General features: G+C 60.5%; 20 protein-coding genes and 1 pseudogene. 6 read left to right on the top strand and 15 right to left on the bottom strand.

Translation table 11 applies throughout. The annotated features are described in order from the left end of the window. Positions 1-1,422 precede the first annotated feature (1,422 nt). Positions 1,423-2,286: a helix-turn-helix transcriptional regulator gene (locus AC0IXR_RS12750; protein ID WP_471760940.1), complete on the bottom strand. Its 864-nt coding sequence runs from the start codon at positions 2,284-2,286 to the stop codon at positions 1,423-1,425. A gap of 98 nt (positions 2,287-2,384) precedes the next feature. On the opposite strand from AC0IXR_RS12750, the gene AC0IXR_RS12745 reads away from it, so the two are divergent. Beyond that, on the top strand, positions 2,385-3,287 hold the full coding sequence (locus AC0IXR_RS12745) for an SDR family oxidoreductase (protein ID WP_471760939.1): 903 nt from the start codon (positions 2,385-2,387) through the stop codon (positions 3,285-3,287). A gap of 195 nt (positions 3,288-3,482) precedes the next feature. Here AC0IXR_RS12745 and AC0IXR_RS12740 read toward each other — a convergent pair whose 3' ends face one another. The 10 genes from AC0IXR_RS12740 to AC0IXR_RS12695 form a co-directional block, all read right to left on the bottom strand. Further along, on the bottom strand, positions 3,483-4,739 hold the full coding sequence (locus tag AC0IXR_RS12740) for an amidase (protein ID WP_471760938.1): 1,257 nt from the start codon (positions 4,737-4,739) through the stop codon (positions 3,483-3,485). 35 nt (positions 4,740-4,774) lie between these two features. Beyond that, on the bottom strand, positions 4,775-6,091 hold the full coding sequence (locus AC0IXR_RS12735; protein WP_471760937.1) for an amidase: 1,317 nt from the start codon (positions 6,089-6,091) through the stop codon (positions 4,775-4,777). 67 nt (positions 6,092-6,158) lie between these two features. Then, positions 6,159-7,136 (bottom strand): ABC transporter substrate-binding protein, encoded by a 978-nt coding sequence (locus AC0IXR_RS12730; protein WP_471760936.1) that lies wholly within the window; start codon positions 7,134-7,136, stop codon positions 6,159-6,161. 117 nt (positions 7,137-7,253) lie between these two features. Then, positions 7,254-8,174: an ABC transporter permease gene (locus AC0IXR_RS12725; protein ID WP_056453607.1), complete on the bottom strand. Its 921-nt coding sequence runs from the start codon at positions 8,172-8,174 to the stop codon at positions 7,254-7,256. Further along, complete coding sequence (locus AC0IXR_RS12720; protein ID WP_244031534.1) at positions 8,174-8,959, bottom strand: ABC transporter ATP-binding protein; 786 nt, start codon at positions 8,957-8,959, stop codon at positions 8,174-8,176. Before AC0IXR_RS12720 ends, AC0IXR_RS12725 begins: the two co-directional genes overlap by 1 nt. A gap of 83 nt (positions 8,960-9,042) precedes the next feature. Next, positions 9,043-10,023, bottom strand: coding sequence for a quinone oxidoreductase family protein (locus tag AC0IXR_RS12715; protein WP_471760935.1), 981 nt, complete (start codon positions 10,021-10,023; stop codon positions 9,043-9,045). Positions 10,024-10,576: 553 nt separating this feature from the next. Then, positions 10,577-12,343 carry a GGDEF domain-containing protein gene (locus AC0IXR_RS12710; RefSeq protein WP_471760934.1) on the bottom strand — a complete coding sequence of 589 codons (1,767 nt, stop codon included), beginning with the start codon at positions 12,341-12,343 and terminating at the stop codon, positions 10,577-10,579. Between the two features lie 436 nt (positions 12,344-12,779). Continuing rightward, the gene (locus AC0IXR_RS12705) at positions 12,780-15,056 is read right to left on the bottom strand and encodes a xanthine dehydrogenase family protein molybdopterin-binding subunit (RefSeq protein ID WP_471760933.1); all 2,277 of its coding nucleotides are present in this window, start codon (positions 15,054-15,056) and stop codon (positions 12,780-12,782) included. Between the two features lie 188 nt (positions 15,057-15,244). Then, entirely contained in the window at positions 15,245-16,039 is a 795-nt protein-coding gene (locus tag AC0IXR_RS12700) for an SDR family NAD(P)-dependent oxidoreductase (RefSeq protein ID WP_471760932.1), read from the bottom strand. 655 nt (positions 16,040-16,694) lie between these two features. After that, the gene (locus tag AC0IXR_RS12695) at positions 16,695-16,880 is read right to left on the bottom strand and encodes a hypothetical protein (protein WP_471760931.1); all 186 of its coding nucleotides are present in this window, start codon (positions 16,878-16,880) and stop codon (positions 16,695-16,697) included. Positions 16,881-17,030: 150 nt separating this feature from the next. Between AC0IXR_RS12695 and AC0IXR_RS12690 the strand changes: the two genes are divergently transcribed. Then, positions 17,031-17,270 (top strand): hypothetical protein, encoded by a 240-nt coding sequence (locus AC0IXR_RS12690; RefSeq protein ID WP_471760930.1) that lies wholly within the window; start codon positions 17,031-17,033, stop codon positions 17,268-17,270. A 501-nt stretch (positions 17,271-17,771) separates the two neighbouring features. Here AC0IXR_RS12690 and AC0IXR_RS12685 read toward each other — a convergent pair. Then, positions 17,772-18,894: pseudogene (locus tag AC0IXR_RS12685) on the bottom strand (IS3 family transposase). A gap of 159 nt (positions 18,895-19,053) precedes the next feature. Further along, positions 19,054-19,404, bottom strand: coding sequence for a hypothetical protein (locus tag AC0IXR_RS12680; RefSeq protein WP_471760929.1), 351 nt, complete (start codon positions 19,402-19,404; stop codon positions 19,054-19,056). A gap of 176 nt (positions 19,405-19,580) precedes the next feature. Between AC0IXR_RS12680 and AC0IXR_RS12675 the strand changes: the two genes are divergently transcribed. Then, positions 19,581-20,189, top strand: coding sequence for a PAS domain-containing protein (locus AC0IXR_RS12675; RefSeq protein ID WP_471760928.1), 609 nt, complete (start codon positions 19,581-19,583; stop codon positions 20,187-20,189). Positions 20,190-20,208: 19 nt separating this feature from the next. Continuing rightward, on the top strand, positions 20,209-20,322 hold the full coding sequence (locus AC0IXR_RS12670; protein ID WP_471760927.1) for a DUF6894 family protein: 114 nt from the start codon (positions 20,209-20,211) through the stop codon (positions 20,320-20,322). 282 nt (positions 20,323-20,604) lie between these two features. On the opposite strand, the gene AC0IXR_RS12665 is transcribed toward AC0IXR_RS12670, so the two are convergent. Next, a complete protein-coding gene (locus AC0IXR_RS12665) occupies positions 20,605-20,970 on the bottom strand; it encodes a hypothetical protein (protein WP_471760926.1) in 366 nt (121 codons plus the stop codon). Positions 20,971-21,041: 71 nt separating this feature from the next. Then, positions 21,042-22,499, bottom strand: a complete 1,458-nt coding sequence (locus tag AC0IXR_RS12660) for a methyl-accepting chemotaxis protein (RefSeq protein WP_471760925.1) — start codon at positions 22,497-22,499, stop codon at positions 21,042-21,044. A gap of 307 nt (positions 22,500-22,806) precedes the next feature. Between AC0IXR_RS12660 and AC0IXR_RS12655 the strand changes: the two genes are divergently transcribed. Continuing rightward, positions 22,807-24,303 carry a GGDEF domain-containing protein gene (locus AC0IXR_RS12655; protein ID WP_471760924.1) on the top strand — a complete coding sequence of 499 codons (1,497 nt, stop codon included), beginning with the start codon at positions 22,807-22,809 and terminating at the stop codon, positions 24,301-24,303. Positions 24,304-24,631: 328 nt separating this feature from the next. Further along, on the top strand, positions 24,632-25,237 hold the full coding sequence (locus AC0IXR_RS12650; protein ID WP_471760923.1) for a PAS domain-containing protein: 606 nt from the start codon (positions 24,632-24,634) through the stop codon (positions 25,235-25,237). Positions 25,238-25,507 lie beyond the last annotated feature (270 nt).

The following is a 25,507-nucleotide window of genomic DNA, read 5'->3' as shown; positions in this document are numbered from 1 at the left end:
CGAAAGTATTCGATTTTTACGCGATTATATTTGACCTTCGAGTCTTTCAACTGCTCGACGTTTTTAAATATTACGCTCTATGCATCTTTGATATATTCAAGAAATATAAGTTCAATACTTATAAGCGCGGAGATGAATCGCTCAATTGAAGAGCCATCAGCGCAACAAGTGAAAATAAATATAGAAATCGCCGCAATCAAATGCCTATGTCAGTATTACTTCATGCTTTAGGGCGATAATCTAGCGCATATTTTGGCATATAGTCCGAAATAGATGGTCGACAGAGCATTTTGCCTAGTACCGACCATGCCGAAGGGGCGGCAACGGCTCGCCCTCCGGGAGAGTAATGCTGGCGATTTCCCTGCACGAGCCAGCCACCAACGCGGCCATGCTTGTGGTGCGATCGGTTGTTAATACCGAATTGATCTAACGGCTGAGCCCGCACGCGAGCATCATCGTAGAGGCACCGAAAGAATCCGTCACCGAACACTGCATGAGGGCCGACGCCGCGAGGGTAACCAAAGATGGACAGGGCAATAGGCGACTGGCAGCCGATCGACACAGCCAAACCCAAGACATGCAAAGATTTTCTTGTTTCCTGCCCAAATGGATTGGTTACCTTGGCGTGGCTGGCAGACGATGGATGGAGCGACTCCACTGTGCCGGACAACCTCGATCCGCGGCTGGATCCTCAGCCAACGCATTGGATGCCGTTGCCTCAACCGTTTCAGACCGGAGATCCCCCGCCTCGTCTACGCCGGAAAAGGGAGAAAGATGGAGGAAGGTGAGAAATCGAAGATCCATCCTTTGTGCTCATTTTTGCATCGACAATTTTCGACTGTATTGATCTGCTGTTTTCGAATTTATTATAAATTAAAAACGACGAATAAATTACAGCGAATGCAGAGTGAATATTATTTCGAAATTTGAGGATATTCTGGTAGAAATTCTAGATCAATAATAATCAATCTATATATCGCATAGCAATATATGAAAATAAACTGTTAACGACAAGTTTGAGTCTATTCAAATTATTTCTGCGTGATTCGGCGGCAGGAAAGACTGTATGGTTAGTGTGCGGAAGGGTGGACGCCTTCTCCCGTCAAAACTGCTTTATGAAACAGCTTACCCTGGCTATCATCATTCGTAAAAGTGACACCGAACGTCCGTCTGTGGGTAGCCGACCTACTTCCGTTCACGGCACGATCCGGATCCAAAGTTCTCACTCCCGCAGCGTCCGCTATCGAGGTGCTGCCAGCGTCGGCTGGACAGCGGCTATATGCGCTAAGCTGTCGATTCGCGGCCCTCGTTCGAACGTCCGTTTCTTAGATCTCGTCGCTTCAAACCGGACCGTCGCAAACCCACCCAGGCCGGATGTTGAGCAGATTAGTACGTCCCGGGCTGCCACCAGCCCATACGCTGCTAGAGGGGCTCCGTAAGGGTGCATTCGGTCTCGGACCTCTCGTGAGTACCGCGAAGGAGTGTGCCGATTCCATCCCGAACGCTTTGCATGACGGGGTTATAGACGATCATGCCGAGATCTGGACGGCCGTCCACGGAGAAGGCCGAGAACTCCAGCTCGATGGAGCCCAGGATCGGATGCCGGAGCCGCTTGATCCCGTCCGTGTGCGCCCGGACGTCGTTCTCCTGCCACAGGGCTGCGAACTCCGGGCTGGTGCGACTGAGTTCCTCCGCCAGTGCGTTGACCTCGGATGCGGCGCCCGCCCGCACCGCGTCAGCCCGGAACGCGCCGACGACATAGCGGGCGACGTTAAGCCAATCATGCTGAGCTGCCCGCATACGTGGGTCGCCGAACATGCGGCGCAGGATGTTGCGCTCGCTGGGGGGGACCGTGTCCCAGTCGGTCAGCACCACGGCGGCGGCGCGGTTCCAGGCTACCACGTCCCAGGTCGCCGTCTTGATCAGCGCGGGGCTGAACTCAAGCGTATCGAGAATCCGCTGCAGGCGCGGGGTAATCCCTTCCTTCGGCGCGTAGCGGACCTCGGGAGGACGGCCCAGGGCCAGCATGAACACGTGTTCGCGCTCCGGCTCAGTCAGCATCAGCCCGACCGCGATGCGGTTCAAGACGTCGGCCGAGGGCGCTCCACCACGTCCCTGCTCCAGCCACGTGTACCAAGTGGCGCTGATGTTCGAGCGCTGGGCGACCTCCTCCCGGCGCAGGCCGGGCGTGCGCCGGCGGCCCGAGAACCCGAGCGCGGCAGGATCAAGCCTGGTCCGCCGGTCCCGCAGGTATGCTCCGAGCGATGTTTCCGAGCTGGCAAGCATGGCGATCCTGTTAGTCCATATACCGGGATACGGTCACTACTTTAAAGGGATCGGTGGTGAGCGGATAGTTGGCGTCTGAACCCAACGGACAGCATCTCATGCTCATCTTCCTCACCGGCGCCACCGGCTTCATCGGTTCGGCCATCGTCCCCGAACTCCTCTCCGCGGGCCATCGGGTCCTGGGGATGACACGGTCAGAGGCTGGGGCACGGGCCCTTGCCGAAGCCGGCGCAGAACCGTTCCTCGGCAACCTGGAGGACGTCGACAGCCTCCATCGCGGCGCTGCCCAGGCGGACAGAGTCATCCACACCGCCTTCGACCACGATGACTTCTCGAACTTCGTCGCCAACTGCGAGAAGGACCGGCGCGCCATCGAGGCCCTGGGCTCGGCGCTAAAGGGGTCCGACCGCCCGCTCGTGATCACGTCCGGGGTCGGCCTCGGTTCCCCGGCCCCGGGACAGCCGGCAAGCGAGGACGTCTTTAACGCCGAGTACCCGAACCCCCGCGTGGCCTCGGAACTCGCGGGGGCAAAACTCCTGGACGAGGGCGTGAACGTCTCGGTGATGCGCCTCCCGCAGGTCCACGACACGGTCAAGCAGGGGCTCGTGACCTACCTGGTCGATCTCGCGCGCGCCAAGGGCGTATCGGCCTATGTCGGGGACGGAGCGAACCGCTGGGCGGCAGGTCCCGTCCTCGACGTCGCGCGCCTCTATCGCCTCGCCGTGGAAAAGGCGGAGGCGGGTGCTCGCTACCACGCGGTCGCCGAGGAGGGTGTCAGCGCCCGCGACATCGCGGAGGTCGTCGGCCGCGGCCTGAAGGTGCCGGTATCTGCCATCTCGTCGGAGGAGGTGGCCGGACACTTCGGGTGGCTTGGCCTGTTCGCCGGACACGACATGTCAGCGTCCAGTGTCTGGACGCAGGATCGGCTCGGCTGGCGTCCGACCGGACCGGGCCTGCTGGCCGACCTTGAGCGGATGGACTACTCCCGCGCCTCGTCTTGAGAAGGTGGACAACGCTTGAGAACGGCCTCTTCGACGCCTTCACCTGTCGACCGCAGAAAGTCGCAAACTCATCCGACATAAACGTAGAGCAAACGGACGGGTCCCGACCCAACCTTGCCGTAGCAGTTCCCTTACGCGAGACCTAAAAGCGGTCGTTCTGCGTGCCGTTTTACTAGCCTACTGGAATAGCTCGCATCAGCGATGGTGCTCATGCATCACCGTCTCGGCGAAGTGTGCGGCCGTCAGGGCCCGGGCATCGTCGCCAAGGCGGGCAATTATCTGCACGCTGAGCGGCAACCCGGCCGGGGTGCTTCCCACCGGCACGGTCACGCAAGGAACCCCCATCAGCGTCCAGAGGCGGTTGAAGCGGGAATCGCCCGTGCTGGCATAGCCTTCCGGCGCCGGGCCGGGCGCTGAGAGCGTCAGGATCACGTCCACGTCGTGCTCTGCAAACACATCGGGCAATTGCCGCCGGGCGCGATTCGCCACCTTCAAGGACGCATCGTAGGACTTGGGCGACACGCCTTGCGCGGCATCGAGATGCGCGCCCAGGAGTGGTCCGAGGTCCGCGCGATGCGTGGTGTATTCCCAATCCAGCGCCTGGGCCGCCTCAAAATCCTGGATCGTGCCATGAAGCCCGAAGGCTTCGGCGAAGACCGCTGGCAGGCCGACATCGCGCAGGCGGGCTCCGGCGGCTTCGGCGGCAGCCCGCACGCGTTCGAGGGCATCCAGCGCTTCGGGCTCCGCAGCGGTGCAGAAATCCTGCAGGACGACGCCGATGCGCGGCGTGCCTAGCTCTGTTGCGGGAAGGTCGAGACCCGGACGCCCCGTCATTAGCGCGAGGGCGTGGGCGGCATCGGCGACGCCCGCGGTGAATAGGCCCAGCGTGTCGAGCGTCCAGGAGAAGCATTTCATGCCCACCGTGGGCAGGAGCCCGAAGGACGGTTTCATCCCCACCACTCCGCAATAGGCGGCCGGGCGGATCACTGAGCCCCCGGTCTGTGTGCCCAGCGCCAGCGGCAGCATCCCCGCTGATACAGCGGCGGCCGAACCCGCCGACGAACCGCCCGGCGTATGGCCAAGGTGGCGCGGATTTCGGGTTTGTGTCGGGTCCAGGAAGGCGAAGGCCGTTGTGGTGGTCTTAGCCAGCGGTACGGCGCCGAGCCGCCTCAGGCGTGCCACGATGGCCGCATCTGCGCGCGGGCGCCAGCCTTCGTAAATCGGCGACCCCATCTGCGTTGGCAGGTCCGCAGTGTCGAGGATATCCTTCACTCCTACAGCGATGCCCGCGAGGGAACCTTGCTCAGGTACGACCGGATCGGGATTTCGGCTGACCAGCGCCTGGATCTCAGGCTCGTGCTCGGCAATCGCGGCCTCGGAGAGGGAAATGGCCTCGCGCGGCGTGAGTGAGCCGGCATCGATCTGCTTGCGCAGCGAGAGGAGGGACAGCATGGGGCAGCGTTCCGATGATCGCGATGTGCGGGTTTTCAGGAGGCGGGGCCGAAGACGGGAAAGGTGATGGGACGGGCCAGGACCGTCTCGCACCAGCGAGCTGTGCGCAGAAGCGCAAGATCATTGCGGTAGGTGCCCACAAGCTGGATCCCGAGCGGAAGCCCTTGGCTTTCCCCAGCCGGAAGCGCGACGGCCGGAACGCCGAGGCAGGTCCAAGGCACGCAGAAGGCGGGGTCGCCAGTCCAGACCAGCCCTTCTGGGGCAGGGCCGGAGGCCGGCAGGGTGAGGACCGCATCGGTGCCTGCCAGCACCGCATTGAGGTCCGCCCGCAGATCGGCCTGCCGTCGTAGGGCTTCAACGTAGGTAATTGCCGGGATCTGCGCACCTTCCGCGACGAGATCCTTGAGCGGCTGGCTCGTCCGGCCGGGGAAACGTTCCACCAGAGCTCCGAAGCAGGCGCTGGCCTCGACGGCGAGAATGGTGCGCGCGCATTCCCACAAGCCTTCGAAGGCGGCCGGGAGCACGAGGTCGGACACATGGGCTCCGGCCGCTCGGAAAGCTGCCGCCGTGGATTCGAGCAGTGCGCGCTGTTCCGGTTCGGCCCTGTCCCAGATCGTGGTCCGAAGCAGCGCGAGGCGCGGCGACTCACGGGGCGCCAATCCCGTGTCGAGGTCGACGGAAAAGCTCGGCAGCGAGCGGCCGTGCAGGTCCTCTTCGTCCTGGCCGATCAGATGCGCTAGGGCGAAGGCGGCGTCCGTCACCGAGCGGGTGAACAGGCCGACATGGTCGAGTGAGGGGGCAAGGGGATGAACGCCGACCCGTGGAATGGCGCCGTAGCTCGGCTTGAGACCGACGACCCCGCAATAAGCGGCCGGCCGGATCACCGATCCGAAGGTTTGGGTACCGAGGGCCAGGGGAACAATACCGGCCGCTACGGCAGCTGCTGATCCGCTCGATGAGCCACCCGGCGTATGTCCGCGCTTCCAGGGATTGTGCGTCGGTCCCGGATGGCGCCAAGCGAACTCGGTGGAGACCGTCTTGCCGAGCACCGAGGCGCCGAGGGTTTTCAGGCGGGCAACGATCCAGGCATCTGCGGCGGGCACGTGGTCCACATAGACCGGTGAGCCGTTCGTGGTCGGCATGTATGCAGTGGCGATGATGTCCTTCACCCCAACGGGGATGCCAGCCCAGGCTCCGTCTCCCGGCGCGGGATCCGCAGAGAGAACAGTGAAGGCGGCAAGATCCGAGCGGGCAAGGGCGGCATCATGGCTGGCCGCGAGGTAATCGCCGGGCGAAACGCGCCCATCACGAAACGCCCACAGGGCATCGACGAGACCGAGTTGGTTGAGCATCGAGGTTCCGTTGTCTTGCGCAGCCGAATGCCGCGCCGACGCGGCGCGGCATTCGGAAAACGCGGCTTCAGTTCGCCGCGAGGCTCTTCTCGATGAAGTCGCGGCGCACGAAGGTGGCGTAGTCAGGCAGGCCTGAGAGATTGCCGAGCGCGACCTGCGTCTCCATGCCGGTTTTGAGGGCCTCAGCGGTGATGTCGACGCTATCCGGATAGACCTTCTCACGCATCATGCGCTTGACCGCGGCCTCGACCACGGCGGGGTCAAGGTTCGGGAACTGCTTCTTGGCGATGGCAATCGTCTTCTCGGGCTCGGCGTGCATGAAGCGGATCGCCTTCTGCATCCCAGTCACGACCTTCTGAGTGATGGCGGGATCGACGTCCTTGCGGGCGCTTACGGCCGAGAAGGCGTAGGGGCCATAGCGCTCAGGAAAGCTCAGCACGACCTTCATGCCCTTGGCCACCACCTGGTCGAGCCCCGGCTCGTACATGACGGCAATCTTGGCCTGTCCGGCCAGAAGCGGGCCTGGCTCGGAGCCGAGTTGGACCTGGGTCATCTCAACATCCTCGGGCTTGAGACCGTTCTCCTTCAGGAGCTTCAGGAACAGCGATGTGCTCGTGGTCGGCATCAGCCCGGTGACGATCTTCTGACCCTTCAGATCCTTCACGTCGTTGAAAGTCACATCCGGGGTGGTGGCAATCCACACCGCGGCCCCGTTGACCACGTTCGCCACGACGTTCACAGGCGCGCCCTTCGAAGCAGCGATGGCTGTCCATTCGGGGCCGTGAATCGAATACTGCGCGCTCTTCGAGATCACGGCCGAGAGCGCGGCGGCTGGGGCGCCCGCCGTTTCCTTCGTCACTTCGACGCCTTCGCCCGCGAAGAAGCCGCCATCCATGGCGACGTAGAAGGGCAGGTAGAGCATTGATTGGAAAGCTTGCGACACCGTGACCTTGTCCGCTGCGCGGGCCGGCAATGCCACGAGGCTGGCGAATCCCACGGTCACTGCCAGGGAGGTTGAGAGACGCAGACGCTTGGAACGGATCATCCGTGAGGCCCTTCTTCGACAAATCTTCGGTAAGCAGGAGTTTGGAAAGCCTGTGCCCCGCGTCGATCACGCAGTGCGGCCGACGACAGCAGGCCCATCGGCGCGGGTGGTCAGAGATCAAACCTGAACTTGGCCGGCAGTGATGATCTGCCGCCAGGGCAGAATGCGACGCTCGGCGAAATCGATCACGTGGTAGAGGAGGAAGCCCACGAACATCAGCACGAACAATCCAACCCAGACGGTATTGAGGTCGTAGAGGCTCGAGGCCGAGTAGATTAGGTGTCCGAGGCCGCGCTGTGACGAGATGAACTCGCCGACCACCGCGCCCACGAGGGCGAAGCCGATGTTGATGCGGAACATCCCGATGATGGCCGGAAGGGTCGAAGGCACGATCACGCTCTTGAAAATGCGGTTCTTCGAGGCGCCCATTGAGGCCAGGAGGGCCTGCAGGTCGGGGTCGGCGTCGCGCGCGGCCTGATACGCGGCGATCAGGGCCACGAGGGCAGTGAGCGAAACTGCGAGCGCCACCTTCGAGACGAAGCCTGTGCCGAACCACAGGATGACGATCGGGGCCAGCGCGATCTTCGGCACCGAGTTGATCGCCACGATGAAGGGCTCGACGAGTCGCGCCACGAAGGCCGAGTACCAGAGGCCGAGGCCGGCCAGCGACCCCAGGAGCGTGCCGATCAGGAACCCGATGATCGCTTCGATCACGGTGTACCAGGTGTCAACCGGCAGCGATCCGTCCAGCATCGAGGCGAGGAAGACCCGCCAGATGCCCGACGGGGCACCGACCAGGAATTCCGTGAGCCAGCCGGCTCGGACCGCGATTTCCCATGCAAGAAAGAACACGGCGACCGCCAGCAGTTGGATGATGCCGCGCCCGAGTGTCGTATCCGCCGCCCGCGCTAGGGCGCCCGGCTTCGCGCGGGGCCGGGCAACAGGTTTCTTGGCGGACCGGACTGATGCTGGGGAGGAAGATTTTAGGTTCTGGGACGTCTTCAAGGCTTCCGACGTTTCCAAGGTGTGCGTCGCCATCAGGCCGCCCTCTGACGGGTCTGGATCTCTAGTTCGCCACACAGGGTCTGGAAGTAGTCGGAGAAGCGCGGATCGCTGCGCGCGCCGATGGGCGAACGGGCATCGAGTCCGATCTCGTGGACGGACTTCACCTTGGTGGGACGATTGCCCAGGACGACGACGCGCTTGGAGAGGGCGACGGCCTCGTCGATGTCGTGCGTCACGAGCACCACGGTCTTGTGGAAGGTCTCCACCGCGTCGAGGAGCACGCCTTCGAGGTAAAGCCGCGTCTGGTAGTCGAGGGCCGAGAAGGGTTCGTCCAGGAGCAGGATGTCGGGATCCATGATCAGGGTCCGGATCAGCGCCGTCCGCTGCCGCATGCCTCCGGACAGCATCTTGGGGTAGGCGTTCTCGAAGCCCGACAGACCGAAGGTCGAGAGATATTCACGGGCCGTGTCGAGGGCCTGGGCCCGGTCGACGCCCTTCATCTCCAGGCCGAGCATCACGTTCTGCAGGACTGTCCGCCAGGGAAACAGCAGGTCCTTCTGCATCATGTAGCCGACCCGGCCCTGGAGCCCGGGCACCACCTCCCCGCGAAACGTCATCGTTCCGCTGTCGGGTTCGAGAAGTCCGGCGATGACGTTGAACACCGTCGTCTTGCCGCAGCCGCTGGGGCCGATGATGCTGACAAAGTCGCGCTCGTAGATATCGAAGCTGAGACCGTCGAGGACCGGGACCGGACCGCCCTTGCCGGGAAAGGACTTGCGGATGCCGTCCAGGCTGAGTTGGACCTCGGGAACCGTCATGAACCCTCCATGTGTGAGGGGCGGCTCCAGCAAACCTCAGGCCAACGTAATTATGGATGCAAAAAATCTCGCCGAGCGCCGGTCTATGGACTGATGAGCAAGGCGCCGCCAAAGCGACGCTCTTCCGCAGCAACGTGGGCCTCCACGACGTCATCGAGCGTGAAGCGGCACCCGATGTCGACGTTGACATGACCCTGGGCGATGGCCTCGAACAAGTCGGCCGCATTGGCACGGAAGGTCGCCGGGTTGGCGTTGTGGGGAAAGACGGAGGGGCGCGTCAGGAAGAGGCATCCCTTCTTGTTGAGTAGCTCCGGGTCGACCGCTGGGGCCTTGCCGGACGAGGCACCGTAACAAACAACGAGACCGAACGGTGCCGCACAATCGAGCGACTTGATCAGGGTGTCCTTGCCGATCGCGTCGTAAACGACACGAGCCTTTCGACCGCCGCTCGCTGCCAGGAAGGCTTCAGGCCATTCCGGATCGTTGAGGTCGATGACATCCACGCACCCAGCGGCGATCGCGGCCTCCCGCTTGCGGGGTGAGCCTGTGGTGCCGATGACCGTGGCGCCCAGCGCCGTCGCCCACCGCGTCAGGATCTGCCCAACGCCGCCGGCGGCCGAATGCACGAGCAGAAGGTCGCCAGCCTGCACGGCATGTGTCTTCCGCAACAGGTACTGGGCCGTCATCCCCTTGAACAGCAGGGTTGCCGCAGCCTCGTCGCTCACCGTGTCCGGCAATGCGACGAGCTTGTCGGCAGAGACGTTTCGAAGGTTTGCATAGGCGCCGACGCCAGCGTTCATGTAGGCGACCCTATCGCCGATCCGGATGCTCGTGACACCCGAACCAACGCCATCGACGACCCCCGCCGCCTCGAAGCCAAGGCCCGTTGGTAGGGGAAGCGGATAGATGCCCTTGCGTTGGTAGATGTCGATGAAGTTAAAGCCGATGGCCGTCTGCCGAATCCGCACCTCATCCGCCATCGGCGGTGGAAGCTCCTCCGTCGCGATCGATAGCACCTGGGGCGAGCCGAACTCGGTGAGCTTGACGACGCGTCTCGTGACCATGCGAATGCGACTCCGTGACAGCCTGATGCGGTAATGGGGTGATAAGCCTCGTCGAAGGCTGTCGCACACGTTGGATCCAGCCGCCACGGCCAAGGTGTTATTCCCCGGCGACCCCAGCTCCGTTGGGGCAACTACGGATCATTGAGGACATACCATCGCTCAGCTGGAAGCGATGTCCGGGTAATGACCTTACGCTGTCAAAAGCAGATAGTCCGCTTGCCACCCGACCCGGTCGTAGAGTGGACTGTGAAGACACGACCCAACCTTGCCGTACAAGATAATTCACTTTGGACCCCAAAGCGGAAGTTCGTTTTCTCGTCATTGCAGTGGCCTGCCCGGACGGGATTTACGACGACCGCAACCAAGTCGAGCGCCTCTAGGCTAGGCTTAGGGAATGGCGCGCCTCGCCACCCGCTATGCGAAGACCGTCCTCAGCTTCATGGGCGTCGTCTGCCTTGTGGCCGCCCTCAATTGGCTCAAGCGATGACACACCCTAAAGGCTTGCTGTCAGACACAGATGTGCTCCGCGAGATCAGAGCTGGAGCGCTCACTACTATTCAGCTGCGACACGAAGGCGACCTGGTGAGCTAGCCGGCGCTTCGCGTTCGGCGCGCCAACCTGATTGAACTGGAGCAATCGCGACTTGGTTTCTTCCGCCATGTTTGGCGCGATAGAGTGCCGTGTCGGCTGCCTTGACGAGGTCAGCGCTGTTGCTCGAAGTGCTCGGCAGAGAGGACACCCCGAGCGATGCCGAGACCTTTGCACCATGGGCGCCGGACAGAGCCTCGATCCGCTCTCGGATTTGTTCTGCCTTGAGCGCTGCATCCTCAAGGCTGCAGTCGGGGAGAAACACGATCAGTTCCTCGCCACCGTAGCGACAGGCCACATCGGTCTCACGGAGCGCTCCGACGATCGCAGCCGCCGCTTCCCTCAGAACTGCGTCACCTGTCGCATGGCCGTGCTCGTCATTAAGGCGCTTGAAGTGGTCGAGGTCGATCATGATCACCGAGACCTTCCGCCCCTCGCGCTCGGCAATGCGGACATATCGATCGAGACTGTCCTCCATGTAGCGTCGGTTGTAGAGGCCCGTCAGTGGATCGCGGAGCGCCTGATTGCGCAGCTTCTCGCGCAGAGCGATATTGGACAGGGCGAGCGACATCGCGTCCCCGAGCGCCGAACTCAGCGGCAGGATGTCAGCGAGGCGTTCCTCCGCGTCCGAGCCCTGCGCAAAGATCTGGAGAAGGCCAAGGTTCTCGCCCCGCGCGACCATCGGGATTTCGAGGGCGGCGAGGCCGGAGACATGATGCTCACAGCAAAGGGCTTTGGAGCCGCCGCGGTTGATGTGCGGCTTGCCGCGCTTCATGGCCCAGCACTGGTTTATCGCGATTACCTCAGGCAGGGGCGATCCATCCTCGTATGCCCAAGAGGTCGAGAGGACGAGGCGGTCCCGTGAATTGTTGAAAACATAGAGCGCGCCGCTGAACCCGCCGATCAACTCGCCAGCGGTGGCTCGGAGGACTGCGTTTGCATCGTGATGATCGGCAGCGCTCTGGAGCATATCCGTCATCTCGAACAGATGGCCGATCTGTGTTCTGGAAGCGTCCATGTCCGTGATGGCCGTCGCCCGGGCCTGGGCATCTCGCGCACTTGATCGGAATGCGAAGATCATCACTCCCGCAATAAGAATCTGCGACAGCAACACGACACTTTTGCCGATCTCAATGCGCGTTTCATGGTCGGCGAAGTGCGAGTTCCAGTCCGCCAGGAAGGCATCGAACGCGCGACGCATGGTACCAATCAGAGCCGCACTCCTGCGCTCTCTGAGCAGGGTCTGAGCCGCCTCCAGCTTCCCGGCGCGGACGAGTTCGAGTGTATCCGTCCAGATGGCTTCGAGCGCCTTAATGCTGGCATCGGCGGAAGCGCTGGTCCCGTTGGGCGTCTTGAGGAAGGGATCGAGCCGGACGAGATACGTATCTCGACGGCTATGGAGCGCTTCGAAGGCGCGGCTGTACTCGCTGTATTCGCTGTCTCCGTCGCCGAGGGCTCTGTTGAGGACGTAGCCTTCCGCGTCCATAAGAGCTTCCTGGGCGATACGCATTTGCCGCCCGCCCTCGCGCAAGTCGATGAGAGCCTGCTGATGCCGGTTGGTGTAGAAGAAGCCTGAGAGCACGATCGTGATCATGACCACGACGAGACCAACCTGAGCGACAAGGCGATGCCGGACATTGTTGCGCCGGGTGCTAGTCATTTGGATGCCCACTTCGCGCCCACTCAATGCCATCGCCGGTCCAATAATGTTGGCACCGACACGGATCGGCACGCAGGAGACAGAAAGGCACCGAGCTCCTGTTTCCGGGTGAAAGAAGATGGCTAAGAAATAGGTTTTCTCCCGAGCAGGTGCGTTCCGGGGGGGCGTCCGGGGTTTAGCTCGCGCTCAGCCATAGCAGAGTGCCGCTTGCTTCCCCTCACAGCAGACATCTTAGTGGCGGAAATCTGACGGTTGGTACCGTCCGCATCCGACCCAAATCGGTCAGTCCTTATCCATCGAAAACTGCCCGTAAGCAGCCATATGTCGAGCTGCGGTGGTGATGGGCCCACCATCAGTGGTGGCACGAAGATTTGAATTCACCATAAGGGGCTAGCCACGCCAAAGAGCGACCTACAGCCCACCGAAACGACTGTCACGCACTTGGTCGCGATACGGCGGAACAAGGGACGACAAACCTATTCTGAAAATGGAGTTCGCCGGACCATCATCAGAGGAGGCCTTCGGCTCGGATTGGAAGGCGCCTGAAGCGACGGCCGCTTGCATGATAGATGGCGTTCGCGATGGCGGCGTTGACACCAATGATGCCGAGTTCGCCCAAGCCCTTCAGGCCAAGTGCATTCACCTCGGTATCCTCATCCGGCACTAGGATTGCCTCGACTTCCGGAGCATCGGCCGACGTCGCGACAAGGTACTCGGCCAGGTCGTCGTTGCGATACGCGCCATGGTCGAGCACCGTTTCCTCCAGGAGAGCCGATCCCAGGCCCCAGATCATCCCGCCCGTAAGTTGGCTCTTCGCGGTTAGCGGGTTGAGTACGCGCCCTGCCGCGAAGGCACCGAGCAAGCGCGCCACCCTGATCTCGCCGGTCAGTGAATGTATGTGCACTTCGGCAAATTGCGCCCCGAATGCCCAGGAGAGCGCCTTGCCATGTGCACCGCTTTCGAGAGCCATGCGACCTTCTTGGATCCGGCCAAGATCGTCCTGCTTGCTCCCGTCCGGGATGAGTTCGGCCAGCGTCTCGATCGAGACGGGATCAAGCCTGCCAATAGCATCGGACAAAGGTTCGGTGCGGCCGTCCGCAGCGGCCAGCATGCCGCCGACGAGACGCAACAGGGAGGGATCCGATCCGGCCAGTAGTCCGTTCGCAGTTGCGGCGCTCTCAGCAAGGCGGCGTCTCAAGGTCTCACAGCCAAGCTGCAGCGTATGAAGCAGGCTCGTCGTTGTGGAGGATCCGCCAGAGACGCCGGCTGCGGGCAGTAGGGTGTCGCCCAAAAGAACATCTACCGTTTCCAAAGGTACGCCGAGCCAATCGGCCGCGCCCATCGTCAGGAGGGTCGTGATGCCGTTGCCGATCTCATGGTGGGCCGTCTCGACCGTGACGCGTCCGTCCCGTGCCAGGACGATGCGCAGGGACGCCGGTGAGATCTTCACGGGCCGAACAGAAGCCGCGCATCCAAGCCCGACGAGCCAGTCTCCATCCTTCATCGCGCCATGTGTCGGTAGTCGTCGCGACCAGCCGAAAGCCGAGGCTCCCGCCTCGAAGCACCGCATCAGAGGCCGCGTTGAGAAAGGCTTACCGGATATCGGGTCCGTCGCCGTGTCGTTCCGGCGCCGCAACTCGATAGGGTCGAGGCCGAGGGCCCAGGCCATCTCGTCGACCGCACTTTCGAGCGCGAAAAGGTAGGGCACTTCTGGGGGCGCCCGCATTGGCCCCGGCGTATTGCGGTCGACGCGGATAGCCCGCTCATCGGTGGAGACGTTGGCGTACCCGTACAGGCTCGCGGTTACGTCCGTGCCTTCCATTGCGAAGGCATCGAATCGCGAGGTCGTCATTTCCGCCTCGTGCACCAAGGCGATGAAATGCCCCTCGTCATTGGCACCGAGGCCAAGGGTGTGCCGTGTCTCCGGCCGATGGTTCGCGATGGTGAAGCACTGACGCCGCGTCGGAACCAAGGACACGGGTCGACCGAGCCGCTTAGATGCCAGCGCGACCAGGGCGGTGTGCTGGGATAAAGCGAACTTCGAACCGAAATGGCCACCGATCAGTCCAGCGATGACGCGGATCCGCTTGGCATCGATGCCGAGCTGGGCAGACAGCCCATGTCGAACGGCGCCAATGTAACGTGTTGGCTCGTACACTGTCAGGTCCGGCCCCTTCCACGCGCACGCGGTCGTGAACAGCTCCATGGGGTTATGGTGCTGCACCGGCGTCTCGTACCGCCCTTCAATACGGTAGGCTGCATTGGCGAAGGCTGCTCGCGCGTCGCCGTGTTGCGGGTCGACGTGCTCCTTTTTCAGGTCGACCAAGCGCACGGTCTCGGACCCGGGATCGTCAAAGGTCGCGGCGAACGGCACCGCTTCATAGGCAACCCTGACGCAATCGGCCGCCTCCGCGGCGGCCTCCCTCGTCTCGGCCACGACCAAAGCAACGATCTGCCCATGGTAGGCGACGGCGGAGGATCCCAACGGAAGATGCGAGCTGTTAGTATAGCCCCCAGCCATCAGGTGCTTCACGGGCTGGATCTCGCCGGCGAAATCCTCGTACGTGAAGATCCGAAGGAGCCCAGGTACGGCCGCCGCGGCATGCAAGTCGAACTCCACGATACGGCCACGGCTGATCGTGCTCGTGACGAGTGCGGCATGCGCCATCTCGGGCAAGTGCACGTCGGAGGAATAGACGGCCGTTCCCGTGACCTTCGAAGGACCCTCCACCCGAACATGAGGCTGTCCAAGCATTGCGGTGTCTCGGGACGCGTCAGTCGCCATTCCCATGGGATCTTCCCTGTTACTTGAATGGATCGTCATGGTAGGGGCGGCTACGAACTCGCCCCGGCAGGACCTGATAGGCCAGTGGTCCTTCAGGAGGCTCAACGACGCGCGCTTCTTCCATTCGGCATTGCGCATGCCCCGTGCAGGGACGTCTCATTCGGCACTGCGGGAACACGAAAAACCGTTCAGGAATCGGCTGTGCCAGGCGCGGCGGCTTTGCCGTGCATCGCGGCGAGCAGACCAGACGGCGTGACCGTCGCGATGGCCGACTGCAGCTTGTTGTGCCAACCGCTCACCACGTCGCCCTCACCCTTCATCATGGCGTCGAAGCCAACCTTAGCGACGTCCGCGGCATCGTCCTTCTTCGACGTGCCAACCTTGGTGTCCATCATGTCGGCGCGCTCGAAGAACTCGGTCTCCGTCGCGCCAGGCATGAGGCAGGTGACCGTAACGCCACTGTCCTTCAACTCATGGCGTAGCGCGAACGAGAAGGAATCGAGGAACGCCTTCGTGCCGTTATAGACGGCCTGGTAGGTTCCCGGCAGGAAGCCCGCGATAGAGCCGGTGATCAGGATGCGGCCGGATCCCCGAGTACGCATATCGCGGCCGACCTTCTGAAGCAGGTCGAGTGTGCCAGTGACGTTGGTGTCGACGACATGGCGGACGTCCTCGAAATCTTGGTCGAGGAACCCGTGGCCGAGGCCCCGTCCTGCATTCGCCAACAGGGCGTCGACGGGTCGGCCTATCTTCCCAATGGCGGTATACAGCGCTGCGACGCCCTCGCGCGTCGCGAGGTCGGCTTGGACGGCCTCGACCTGGGCGCCCAGCCCACGGAACACTTCGGCAGCCTCGTTGATGCGAGCCTCGTCGGCAGCGACGACAAGGTCAAAGCCCTGAGTGGCGCAGATCTTGGCGAGCTCGTAGCCGATGCCGGTCGAGGCACCCGTGACGATGGCAAGTTGACGAGAGGTCGTGCTCATTCCGGAAGCCTCGTGTGCGCTTGAACCAGGGATGTGAGAAAGTTCGGGATAAGATCAGACTGATGCGGAGCGAACGCTAGCCTGCCCTCACGTGCCTCCCGAGACCTCAACGCATGCGGCGCGCACTGGTGCCTGCATTGGTTCGGAAAGGTTGTGACATAAGGGCCTGAGCAACTTCACGCCCGCTGATGTCTACTTCGGACGCGGCGAAGGGATCCTGGCCGAGCGGGAACGCATCAAGCGCCAGACCATGATGGATCGCCGCTTGCGCCACCACGCGCAGGCTGCCTAACCTCTTACCCCAGATGGACCAGAGCCTCCGTTTCTGAACACCGCTGAATGTCCCAAATCATCTGACGACGGACAGGTATGCGGCTGGACGATATGACGAACGCGTGTCCGGCTCACTGCGGAATTACTCCCACTGCGCGGAGCCCTAAGCATTGATTGAGGGTAGGAGCCCGTTAGGGGTGCAATCAATCCAAGAATGTCAACACGCCCAACAGGTACGTCGCGAAAGACAGGAGAGCGAGGGCGCACACGTCGAGCATGGCGCGGTGATAGGCCGGAGCGGCAGTCAGCTCCTTAACCTGTCTGTTGACGGTGCGTCTCAAGCGTAGCCGCCAGCAGATCGTGCCTATGAGCTACAGTGTTGCTATTTAGCACCATCTAAGCGAAGCATCTCTTTGCGCCGCTCCTCTCGTTGAGAGAGTTCCTGACCTACCTGCCACAAGAGAGCACGTGCCAGGGCAATCATCGCAGGTGTACCTGCTTCGATCACAGCCTCATGCGCGGCCAAGCAAGCCTCAGCCATGGAATTGAAACACTCGTCATCTTCCATTCTTTACGAGCTCCTGTCCTACATCTATCTATCTCAAGTTAGTAAGTTGCAAAAACTATCTAGGAATCAACCCTCGTTTTCTCCACGAGGCCGTGATTTGATTGACGCTTGAAAAGTAGGTAACTCGATTGCGCGCAATCGGAGATATCGATGTCTGAGTGGGATGCTTCTGGATACGGCACGAACCGAAAGGAGGCCCTTTTAGACAAGCTCGCTACGGCACTGGATTGCCCAATCTCGGCGTTTTCCGAACCCTCGTTAGGTGATCCGATCCAGACAGCCGAGCTCTTGCGGCTTTGGGCCATGATAGACGACGAGCAGGATCGTCTGAACGTCCTGAGCTTCATCCGCACCCTTGCTCTAAGAACCGACGTTCCGCAGAGCCGCTGACGTCAGAGCAACACCCGCAGCCTGTCCAGGGATGCAGAAACCTGCCGGAAAGGCAGGGTCGCCTTCACGCCAGCGGCTCGCGAGGCCCGTCGCAGGTAGCGAAGGCAATGCGATTACGACATGCCGCCGTTCGGCAAGCCGGACGATGCCATTAGGCCCACCCCTTGATGTGAATCAGCTTTCGGCTGGCTGCCGGGGGGATCAAACGTCGCTCAGCGCACGCTTCTATTCCGGCAGCCTAACAGCGAGGCTGGCAGCCCTAGTCCGGGGGAGGAGGCATGGCAGACGGGAAGCAGAATCACTCTCGGGTCGATGCGACGCCCGAAGCTGGATCTACAGCACCTGAGCCGCCAAAGCGGGACAAACATCCCAAGCCCGCTGAAACCGAAGCGTAGCCTGATAAGGCATTAACAAACCAGGACGTTGATCTGTAAGGGCGGACGAAGAGGTCAACCGTGTCCTTTCCTTAGTGATCCTCCCCCAATTTCGCGGACACAGGTGTTAGCTCGCGTTCCGCTTGGCCTGTTCGGGGGGGATGTAGCTGAGAGCCGAATGGATGCGCTGCCGATTGATGTCGTTCTCGATGTATGCGAACAAGTCGCGTCGAGCCTTGTCCTGAGTCGCCCATCGTCGTTGGTGGACGAGTTCGACTTTGAGGGTATGGAAGAAGCTTTCTATGGGAGCGTTGTCGTAACAACAGCCAGTCCGGCTCATGGATGGCGTCGCCTTCATGGCAGGGAGCTGCGATAAGCCTCGGCGGCGTATTGGCTGCCGCGATCCGAGTGACAGATGAGGCCGTCTCCAGTCTTTGCCGTTGGGCGGCCGACGTTAGTTCGGTGCGCATGGACCAGCCGACGATCTTGAGAATGGCGAGATCGAGGACGGCGGCCAGGTAGATACAGCCCTCGCCGGTGGGGAGGTAGGTAATGTCGCTACGCGGTCCTTCGGTTCCGCCAGCCAAACCGTGTCGGGCAGTGCGGGGAGAAGTGTTGCACCAGCAGGTTGGGCGCGATCGGCCGATCGTGACGGCTGTCGGTCGTGCAGGGCAGGAACCGACGCCCAACTAGAGCTCGGATGCCTTGACGACGCATCAGGCGCTCCACCCGCCCGTGGCTGGTTGTTCGCCCCTCCGCGCGCAAGGCCGCATGCACCCGAGGTGAGCCATAGCAACTGTGATGTTCGGCACGAATTCGTCGAACGGTCTTCAGGAGGTGACGGTTGGATACCGACCTGTTGCTCTCAGGATGTGATCGAAAGCCGTAATAGCCGCCGGGGGAGACTTTGAGCACGCGGCACATAAGACGCCCCGGCTAGGTGCTCGCATGCTGCTCGATGAAGGCGAACGTCACTTGGGCATCTCCGAGAAGATGCCGATCGCTTTTTCTTGGAGTTCGCGCTCCAGGCGCGTCCGGTCAAGTTCACGCCGCAGACGGGCAATCTCGGCTGCTTGTTCGGAGGGGGAAGCCACCGGGCTCGCAGGCACGGATCCTGGTGATCCTGCCGGTCGCGACGGTGGAGAGCCATCCATCAGCGCCGTGCGCCACTGCCTCAGCATGGAGGGTTGGATCCCAAGTTCGGCTGCGATCTGCATCTGGGGCCGACCGCTGCTTTCCAACAGGGCCACCGCCTCGCGTTTGAACTCAGGCGTGACACCGGCGGTGCAGCGAAGTAAACTCGCGTCGCGTCTTGGCCATCAAACACCTTCCGCGCCCGCAGAGAGCGTATCAGAGGTGTCCGCGAAACCGGGGGAAGATCACGCGTTTGCAATCTGCTACTGGGGGCATTACGCTTTTATCGCGGGACCAGCATCGATAGAGCCATATGCCACCTCACAAACCGCTTGCAGGCATCGACGGCGCATCTCCGGGTCTGTGATGCGGACGTAAGCGTCGAGCAGTTCCAGGCACTCGCGACTTAAGGTGGTATCGGTCGATTGAACTGAGTTGTTCGCGCTGTGCATTGCGTTTGGAGTTTTGCCTGGGTCCTGCAGCGCGGCGGCGGATATTCCAAGCTGCTCAGCGATGCGATGCTGAAGGTCCTTGCTACGGCTTAAGCCTGTTCGGTCCTGTCTGCCTGCCTCCGCGTCCGACAAGAAGATTCCCGCCACCTCAAAGTCATCGAGCTTGCGGCCCATTTTCTCATCCCCGATTGCATGCAAAATTCGGCCAAGCTTGTGTACCTCACCGGACATGCAAACGCGATAGTGCAAAGGTACCAGTAGGACACTTGCCTCTTACCCCCATTTGTTAATATTCTATCAGCCAGTTTCGATGCCAACTCAGGCCGACATGTGAGACGATAGAGGCTCTGATGGCGCGACGGGATACATGCGCGGTTGAGGTTTTACAGATCGTCCTACAGGACGCGATCGATGCCTCAGACATGATCGGGCGTTGGGACTGGGACATCCCCAATGATCGGCTGTACGCAGATGCAACAGTCGCTCTGCTTTTTAGCGTCGATCCCGCGATGGCGCGGGGCGGAGTTCCGCTGAGCCTGTTCCTGGACGCCATTCATCCGGACGATAGGACAAAAACTGCCGAGGTCATCGCGAAAAGTGCGAAGGCGGGTCACTCTTACGTGCAGGAGTATCGTGTTCATTCGGCCGATGGAGCTATGAGGTGGGTCTTAGCGCGCGGCCTCATCGAACTGGACGAGACAGGCCAGCCCCGGCGGGGGACTGGGTTCCTCGTCGACATCACCCAAAATCGGGTTGATGAAGCCGCTTATTCGGCTGGGATACCTGAATGTACAAGTCATCCCTTAGAAGAAGCGGCTGAGCATTGCTTAGTCGTACGAGGCGCCATCCAAAAGCTCTCCGACCCTCTTCTGCAAAGCATGACTGATATGCTCTTACTGGAGCTTGGACGTCGTATCTCGAAGCTTGAAAACGACCAGCGCCGTGCACGAATGAATTAATCTACGAGAAAAATTCTTTATGGAACGCTACTTCTTCGACGTCGAGAATGGTCACATCACGGTAGACGACGATGGCAGAGAACTGATTGGAGCTGACGCAATCGCCAAAATCGCTATGAGCACTCTAGCTTGAGTTCGCGCGTTTTGAGAGCGCAACCAACAGCGAACGCGAGCTTTCCGCGACCGTTTGGAATGGGCAGGGAGCCAATCTATCGAGCGTTCGTCACCGTGAAGGCCGAGTGGTTGGCCAGTGCAAGCAGCCGATCCGGTGCCCATAAAGATCAGGCTGAGAGTAACCTGCTGTAGCTGCATGGATCCTCTAAGTCAGAGAACCGATCGGATACCCGTCACACCAAGCTTTGCGCTGGGCACGCGTGTAGCCCTTGCGAGGCATATCGTGTAGACTAGGCCTATCCTAACAGGCTGGCTCACGACCGCCTTGAGCAAAAGTAGCAGCATAGAGCCATTCGTGCCGGATCATAAGTTTAGCAATTTGTGCACTAAGAACGTCGTAGCTCTCCCGAATGCGACGAAAGTTCGCGTTCGTTTGCTCCTGCAGATCACGCAGATAATGGAGCTTTTCGGTGTCTACATGATCGTCGAGAGAGTAACTGCTCTCGCGAAGGGCCAAAAGTCTAACCTGCTGCTCGATTGAGGCTAGGGCATCGAACAGTTCAGCAAGGTACTCTTGCGCATTCATGAGCTGTGCTAGGCTCGCTTGGAAAGTTCGCCGCATCCTAATGAGGTCGGGGCCTGGAAGCAGGTCGTTCGCAGGCACCATGAGATCATTCTCCTCCCACCAACGTTGCTTGGCGTTCGATCATGCGGCCTCGGGCAATGCGGCTCACACACTTAACGAGCGAGAACACGAGCAGCCTGCTTTGTCGTGTCGACAGCGTATGAGACCTCGTCGATCGATGCCGAGATCGCCAGCACGTTCTGTGAAATGGCTCGAACTGCTTCGGCTGCCTCCTGCATGCTGAGTGATATCTCACGTGTCACCACGCTCTGCTCCTCAACCGCAGCGGCCGTGCTGACAACGTAGTCCCGCATGGTCTCGACCGATCCCTGGATCGTTCCGAGCGTACCAGTGACCTGCTCCGAAGCTGTTTGTACGCTATCGATCTCACTGGAAATTTGGCTCGTGGCACGGGCTGCCTGGACGGCGAGGTTCTTGACCTCCTGCGCGACCACAGCGAAGCCGCGTCCTGCTTCGCCAGCCCTAGCCGCCTCAATGGTCGCGTTCAGGGCCAGCAGGTTGATCTGGCTGGCGATAGTCTGGATCAGGGCCACGATGCCGCTCATCGCCGTCGCAGCTGCTGTGAGCTTCTGGGTAACCGCACCCGCTACCTCTACCTGCGCATGCGCATCGTCCGTTGCGGCGCGTGCCTTGCTCATGCTGTGTGAGATTTCATCGACGGAGGCCGCCAGTTCTTCGGAGGCGGCAGCCATGGTTTGTACGTTACTGGCTGTACGTCCGGCAGCCTGAGTGGCAGACCTCGACTCCTGCGAGGAGAGCGAAACAGCACCGTCGATCTCAGCAAAATTCTGTTCGATCAGGCGCTCGAGGTCAGCCAACAAGGCGACTTGCGCCGTAATATCGGTCGAGAACTTCACGACCTTGTAGGGACGCCCACTCGCATCAAAAATGGGATTATAGGAAGCTTCAATCCAAACCTCGCGGCCATCCTTGCCGATGCGCTTGAATTGCCCCTTCTGGTACTCACCCTGGCGCAGGTTGGCCCAGAACGCAGCGTAAGCGGGACTGTCGGCGAACGCTGGATCGACGAACATCCTGTGACGCTGACCGACAATCTCGGGCAGCGTGTAGCCCACGACCGACAGAAAGTTCTCATTGGCCTCAATGATGGTTCCGTCTAGATCGAAGGCGATGACGGCCTGAGCCTTCTGGATGGCCTCGATCTGCCCTTCGCGATCCGCATCGAGCCGCTTCTGCCGTGTAATGTCGGCAGCGAATTTAATGATCTTGTAGGGCTTGCCACGACGATCAAAAATCGGGTTGTAGGACGCCTCGATCCAGACCTCGCGGCCATCCTTGCCGATGCGCTTGAATTGCCCGGCCTGGAACTCGCCAGCTCGAAGCTTCTCCCAAAACTCTTTGTAGGCACGACTGTCCCTCACGGCGGGCTCGACAAAGTCTCGGTGCTGCTGCCCAACAACCTCCTCTGCGCTAAGACCAAGCACGGAAAGGAAGTTCTCATTGACGCGAACGACAGTTCCATTGAGATCGAATTCGATCACTCCCTGGGACCGTTCGAGCGCAGCGAGCTTAGCGCTATCTTCCGTCATCGAATGCTGGTTGCGACTGAAGAGCATTGAAAAAACTTTCGAAAGCTATCGCGCGATGTCGGCCCGTAGTGCCCACAAACTACGCTCCAGCCCTAGCTGAATACTCGAACAACAGATGGTCACCATCATGCCGCATCCGTTAACAATGAGTTCAATTTCACCCAAAATTCAACTGACATGAGAACTTTCTGTACTACGTGCGGATTGGGCCTACGATTAGGAGCCCGTGATGGCTCACCGCATGAGGTGCATAATGTCCGCATCAACTGCCGTTCGGCATTCGTCTCGCTGGATGCAATCAGCCTTCTTGCTGGGCGCCCTGAACCTGCTTTCAGTGATCGGCATTTGCGCAGTCGCGGCGTTCCTCCTTTGGGAGATGCGCCTCGATGCAACGCGGCGCACCGAGATCAGCTCGCGCAGCGTAGTGCAGGTTCTGAGCCGTGACATCGCGCGCAATATCGAGATGTACGACCTTTCCCTGCGAGCGGTCGTCGACGGCATGAAACGATCCGAGGTGATGCAGGCGCTCCCCGAGTTGCGACATATGATCCTGTTCGATCGAGCGACCTCAGCGGCTGGTTTCGCCAATCTTTTGGTGCTGGACCAGAATGGCAACGCCATTGCCAACTCCCAGACGCTCGGACCCATCTCGCTTAACGCGTCAGATCGGGAGTACTTTCGTTACTTCGCTAACCGAGCGGACGACGGGTTGCATATCAGCACGCCCATCGTCTCCCGCCTCAGTGGTCGACCCGTTCTCGTGATGAGCCGCCGGTTGTCGAACTCCGACGGCATATTCACAGGGGTCGTTGTTGGTGGCATTGAGCTCGACTACATCCGCAAGCTCTTCGCCACGGCTGACGCCGACCATCTTGGAACCGTCACTCTGTATGGGCCAAGAGGAACGATCGTCATGCGTGACCCCTTCGATCCAGATCGACTCGGGATCAGCGTGGCACAAACGCCGAGCTACCAGAGGATGTTAGCTGCCAAAAGCGGCAGTTTCATTGGCCGAGCAATGTTAGAAGAGGGGGACCGTCATTTCGTGTTCGCTCAGATCGGCGACTACCCACTTCAATTGAGCACCTCCGTCACCCCGGCTCAGGTCTACTCCGACTGGCTTGGGAAGTCATTGGGGCTTGGCGTCGTCGTCGTCAGCCTCTGTGGCGCGACGGTGGTCTTAACTTGGATGTTCGGTCGCGAGTTGAGCCGCAGGAAGCGTTCCGAACAGGTTACTGCCGCTCTAAACGTCGAGCTGGAGCAGATGGCGACCACAGATGCTCTGACGGGGCTCGCCAATCGGCGACGCTTCGACGAGGTGCTCGCACGGGAGTGGAGGCGCTCTGTTCGCACCCAACAGCCGCTGTCCCTGATTTTGCTGGATGCGGATCACTTCAAGGGCTTCAACGACACCTATGGGCACCAGAGAGGTGATGCAGCCCTGAAGCTGATTGCCCGGTCGATCGAGGCGGCAACCGACCCAGCTCACGACATCGCGTGCCGCATCGGCGGTGAGGAGTTTGCGGTGATCCTGCCCGAAACGGATGCTGCCGGAGCGGAGATCGTTGCGGATCGCATCCGCGAAGCCGTATCAGGGTGGAAAGAGCCACACGCGGCAAACCCGCATGGCGTTCTGACCGTCAGCGGGGGCTTGGCTCAGATCCCGCAAGTTCGCGCTGCGGATACGGCTGCTCTCATCGCAATTGCCGATCGCGCGCTCTACCAAGCCAAGGCTCGTGGCCGAAACCAGATACGGGTCGCAGGTAAGCGCGAAGCTGGCCTACGAACCGTTGCCGACACCTAGAATACTGTTTTCAGGACTTAGGCCATCCTGAGCTACGTGGATGGCTAGCCTTGTCCCCCACCCCGGCGGCGTCCTAAAATAAACATCGTCTGCTTCAATCAAAGTCTCGTCGTCTAGGAGAAGAGATTGGGCTATATCATCGGATGGTATGCCATAAACCTTTCTAAAGCTGCGTTTGAATACACTATTCACATTAATGACCTTTCCTAAAGCATACTAACGTACAAAATCCTACCCTCGAACCGCAAAAGATTGATTTTTGTAAACACTTCCTATAGCCGCCTTATGCGATTGTACCCGACCAAATAAACGTAGGACGGAGTTCCAGGTGGGACAGAAGGGAATTGCAGCGGACGTCACGTTGGTTTCGCTCCAAGAGGCTATCGACGCACAGGATATCATTGGCCGATGGGATTGGGACATTCCAAAAGACTGCGTGTATGCGGACGCGCTAGTAGCTTTGCTCTTTAATGTTGATCCGAACCAGCTAGAGATTGGTACACCAATAAGCGAATTCATCGAAGGAATCCATCCTGGTGATCGTGCAAGAGTTCGTGACTTGATTACAAAATGTGCTAAGGCTGGCCGCTCGTACGTGGCGGAGTACAGGGTCTGTTCTGCCGACGGTCAAACGCGTTGGCTTCTTGCTCGTGGTCGTTTCTTTCTTGACACGACTGGAGAGCCCTTACGCAGCAGTGGTCTACTGATCGATGTCACGCACAGCAAAATCGATGATGTGGCCTATGTTAGGGAGACCACTTCACACTTAGAGCATCCTCTGGCGCAGGCTGCCGAGCATTATTTAGCAGCCCGGGAAGTAATTTCCGAACTTTCTCACCCGCGTTTGCATCGGCTGAACGATATGATTCTCTTAGAAATTGGCAGTGAGCTTGCAGCCCATGATAGAGTGCAACGCATCGCGCTCATGCATTGATCAAGCGGTCTGGGTCCTCTACTCCGCGGTATTTATCAAGTAGACAGAGCTAGTTCAGGAGGGCAGGTGACGATGTCGTTACTGTCCATAATGGTCGACAATTTAGGCGTCGGCAATTTAATCAAACATTATGTCGGTACATCAGAGGCTTGTCGGTAAAGTTTCTATCCCTCAAGCCTACTTGCCCTGCGAACTCGAAACGCGGATCGCTGCCTTCGTCGCGCATTACAACCACTGCCCAGCTCACGATAGCCGCCACGACGTCACGCG

It is taken from the genome of Methylobacterium sp. AC832, assembly GCF_979256025.1.
The sequence above is the reverse complement of the archived record's forward strand: the minus strand, read 5'-3'. Positions and strand labels throughout refer to the sequence as shown.

Bases quoted from the DNA above. Each gene is read 5' to 3' on its own strand.
- AC0IXR_RS12675 (WP_471760928.1), top strand. From the start codon at position 19,581: ATGGCGCGACGGGATACATGCGCGGTTGAGGTTTTACAGATCGTCCTA.
- AC0IXR_RS12735 (WP_471760937.1), bottom strand. From the start codon at position 6,091: ATGCTCAACCAACTCGGTCTCGTCGATGCCCTGTGGGCGTTTCGTGAT.
- AC0IXR_RS12695 (WP_471760931.1), bottom strand. From the start codon at position 16,880: ATGGAAGATGACGAGTGTTTCAATTCCATGGCTGAGGCTTGCTTGGCC.
- AC0IXR_RS12705 (WP_471760933.1), bottom strand. From the start codon at position 15,056: ATGGCGACTGACGCGTCCCGAGACACCGCAATGCTTGGACAGCCTCAT.
- AC0IXR_RS12740 (WP_471760938.1), bottom strand. From the start codon at position 4,739: ATGCTGTCCCTCCTCTCGCTGCGCAAGCAGATCGATGCCGGCTCACTC.
- AC0IXR_RS12690 (WP_471760930.1), top strand. From the start codon at position 17,031: ATGTCTGAGTGGGATGCTTCTGGATACGGCACGAACCGAAAGGAGGCC.
- AC0IXR_RS12680 (WP_471760929.1), bottom strand. From the start codon at position 19,404: ATGGGCCGCAAGCTCGATGACTTTGAGGTGGCGGGAATCTTCTTGTCG.
- AC0IXR_RS12730 (WP_471760936.1), bottom strand. From the start codon at position 7,136: ATGATCCGTTCCAAGCGTCTGCGTCTCTCAACCTCCCTGGCAGTGACC.
- AC0IXR_RS12715 (WP_471760935.1), bottom strand. From the start codon at position 10,023: ATGGTCACGAGACGCGTCGTCAAGCTCACCGAGTTCGGCTCGCCCCAG.
- AC0IXR_RS12750 (WP_471760940.1), bottom strand. From the start codon at position 2,286: ATGCTTGCCAGCTCGGAAACATCGCTCGGAGCATACCTGCGGGACCGG.
- AC0IXR_RS12665 (WP_471760926.1), bottom strand. From the start codon at position 20,970: ATGGTGCCTGCGAACGACCTGCTTCCAGGCCCCGACCTCATTAGGATG.
- AC0IXR_RS12700 (WP_471760932.1), bottom strand. From the start codon at position 16,039: ATGAGCACGACCTCTCGTCAACTTGCCATCGTCACGGGTGCCTCGACC.
- AC0IXR_RS12725 (WP_056453607.1), bottom strand. From the start codon at position 8,174: ATGGCGACGCACACCTTGGAAACGTCGGAAGCCTTGAAGACGTCCCAG.
- AC0IXR_RS12670 (WP_471760927.1), top strand. From the start codon at position 20,209: ATGGAACGCTACTTCTTCGACGTCGAGAATGGTCACATCACGGTAGAC.
- AC0IXR_RS12745 (WP_471760939.1), top strand. From the start codon at position 2,385: ATGCTCATCTTCCTCACCGGCGCCACCGGCTTCATCGGTTCGGCCATC.
- AC0IXR_RS12720 (WP_244031534.1), bottom strand. From the start codon at position 8,959: ATGACGGTTCCCGAGGTCCAACTCAGCCTGGACGGCATCCGCAAGTCC.
- AC0IXR_RS12660 (WP_471760925.1), bottom strand. From the start codon at position 22,499: ATGACGGAAGATAGCGCTAAGCTCGCTGCGCTCGAACGGTCCCAGGGA.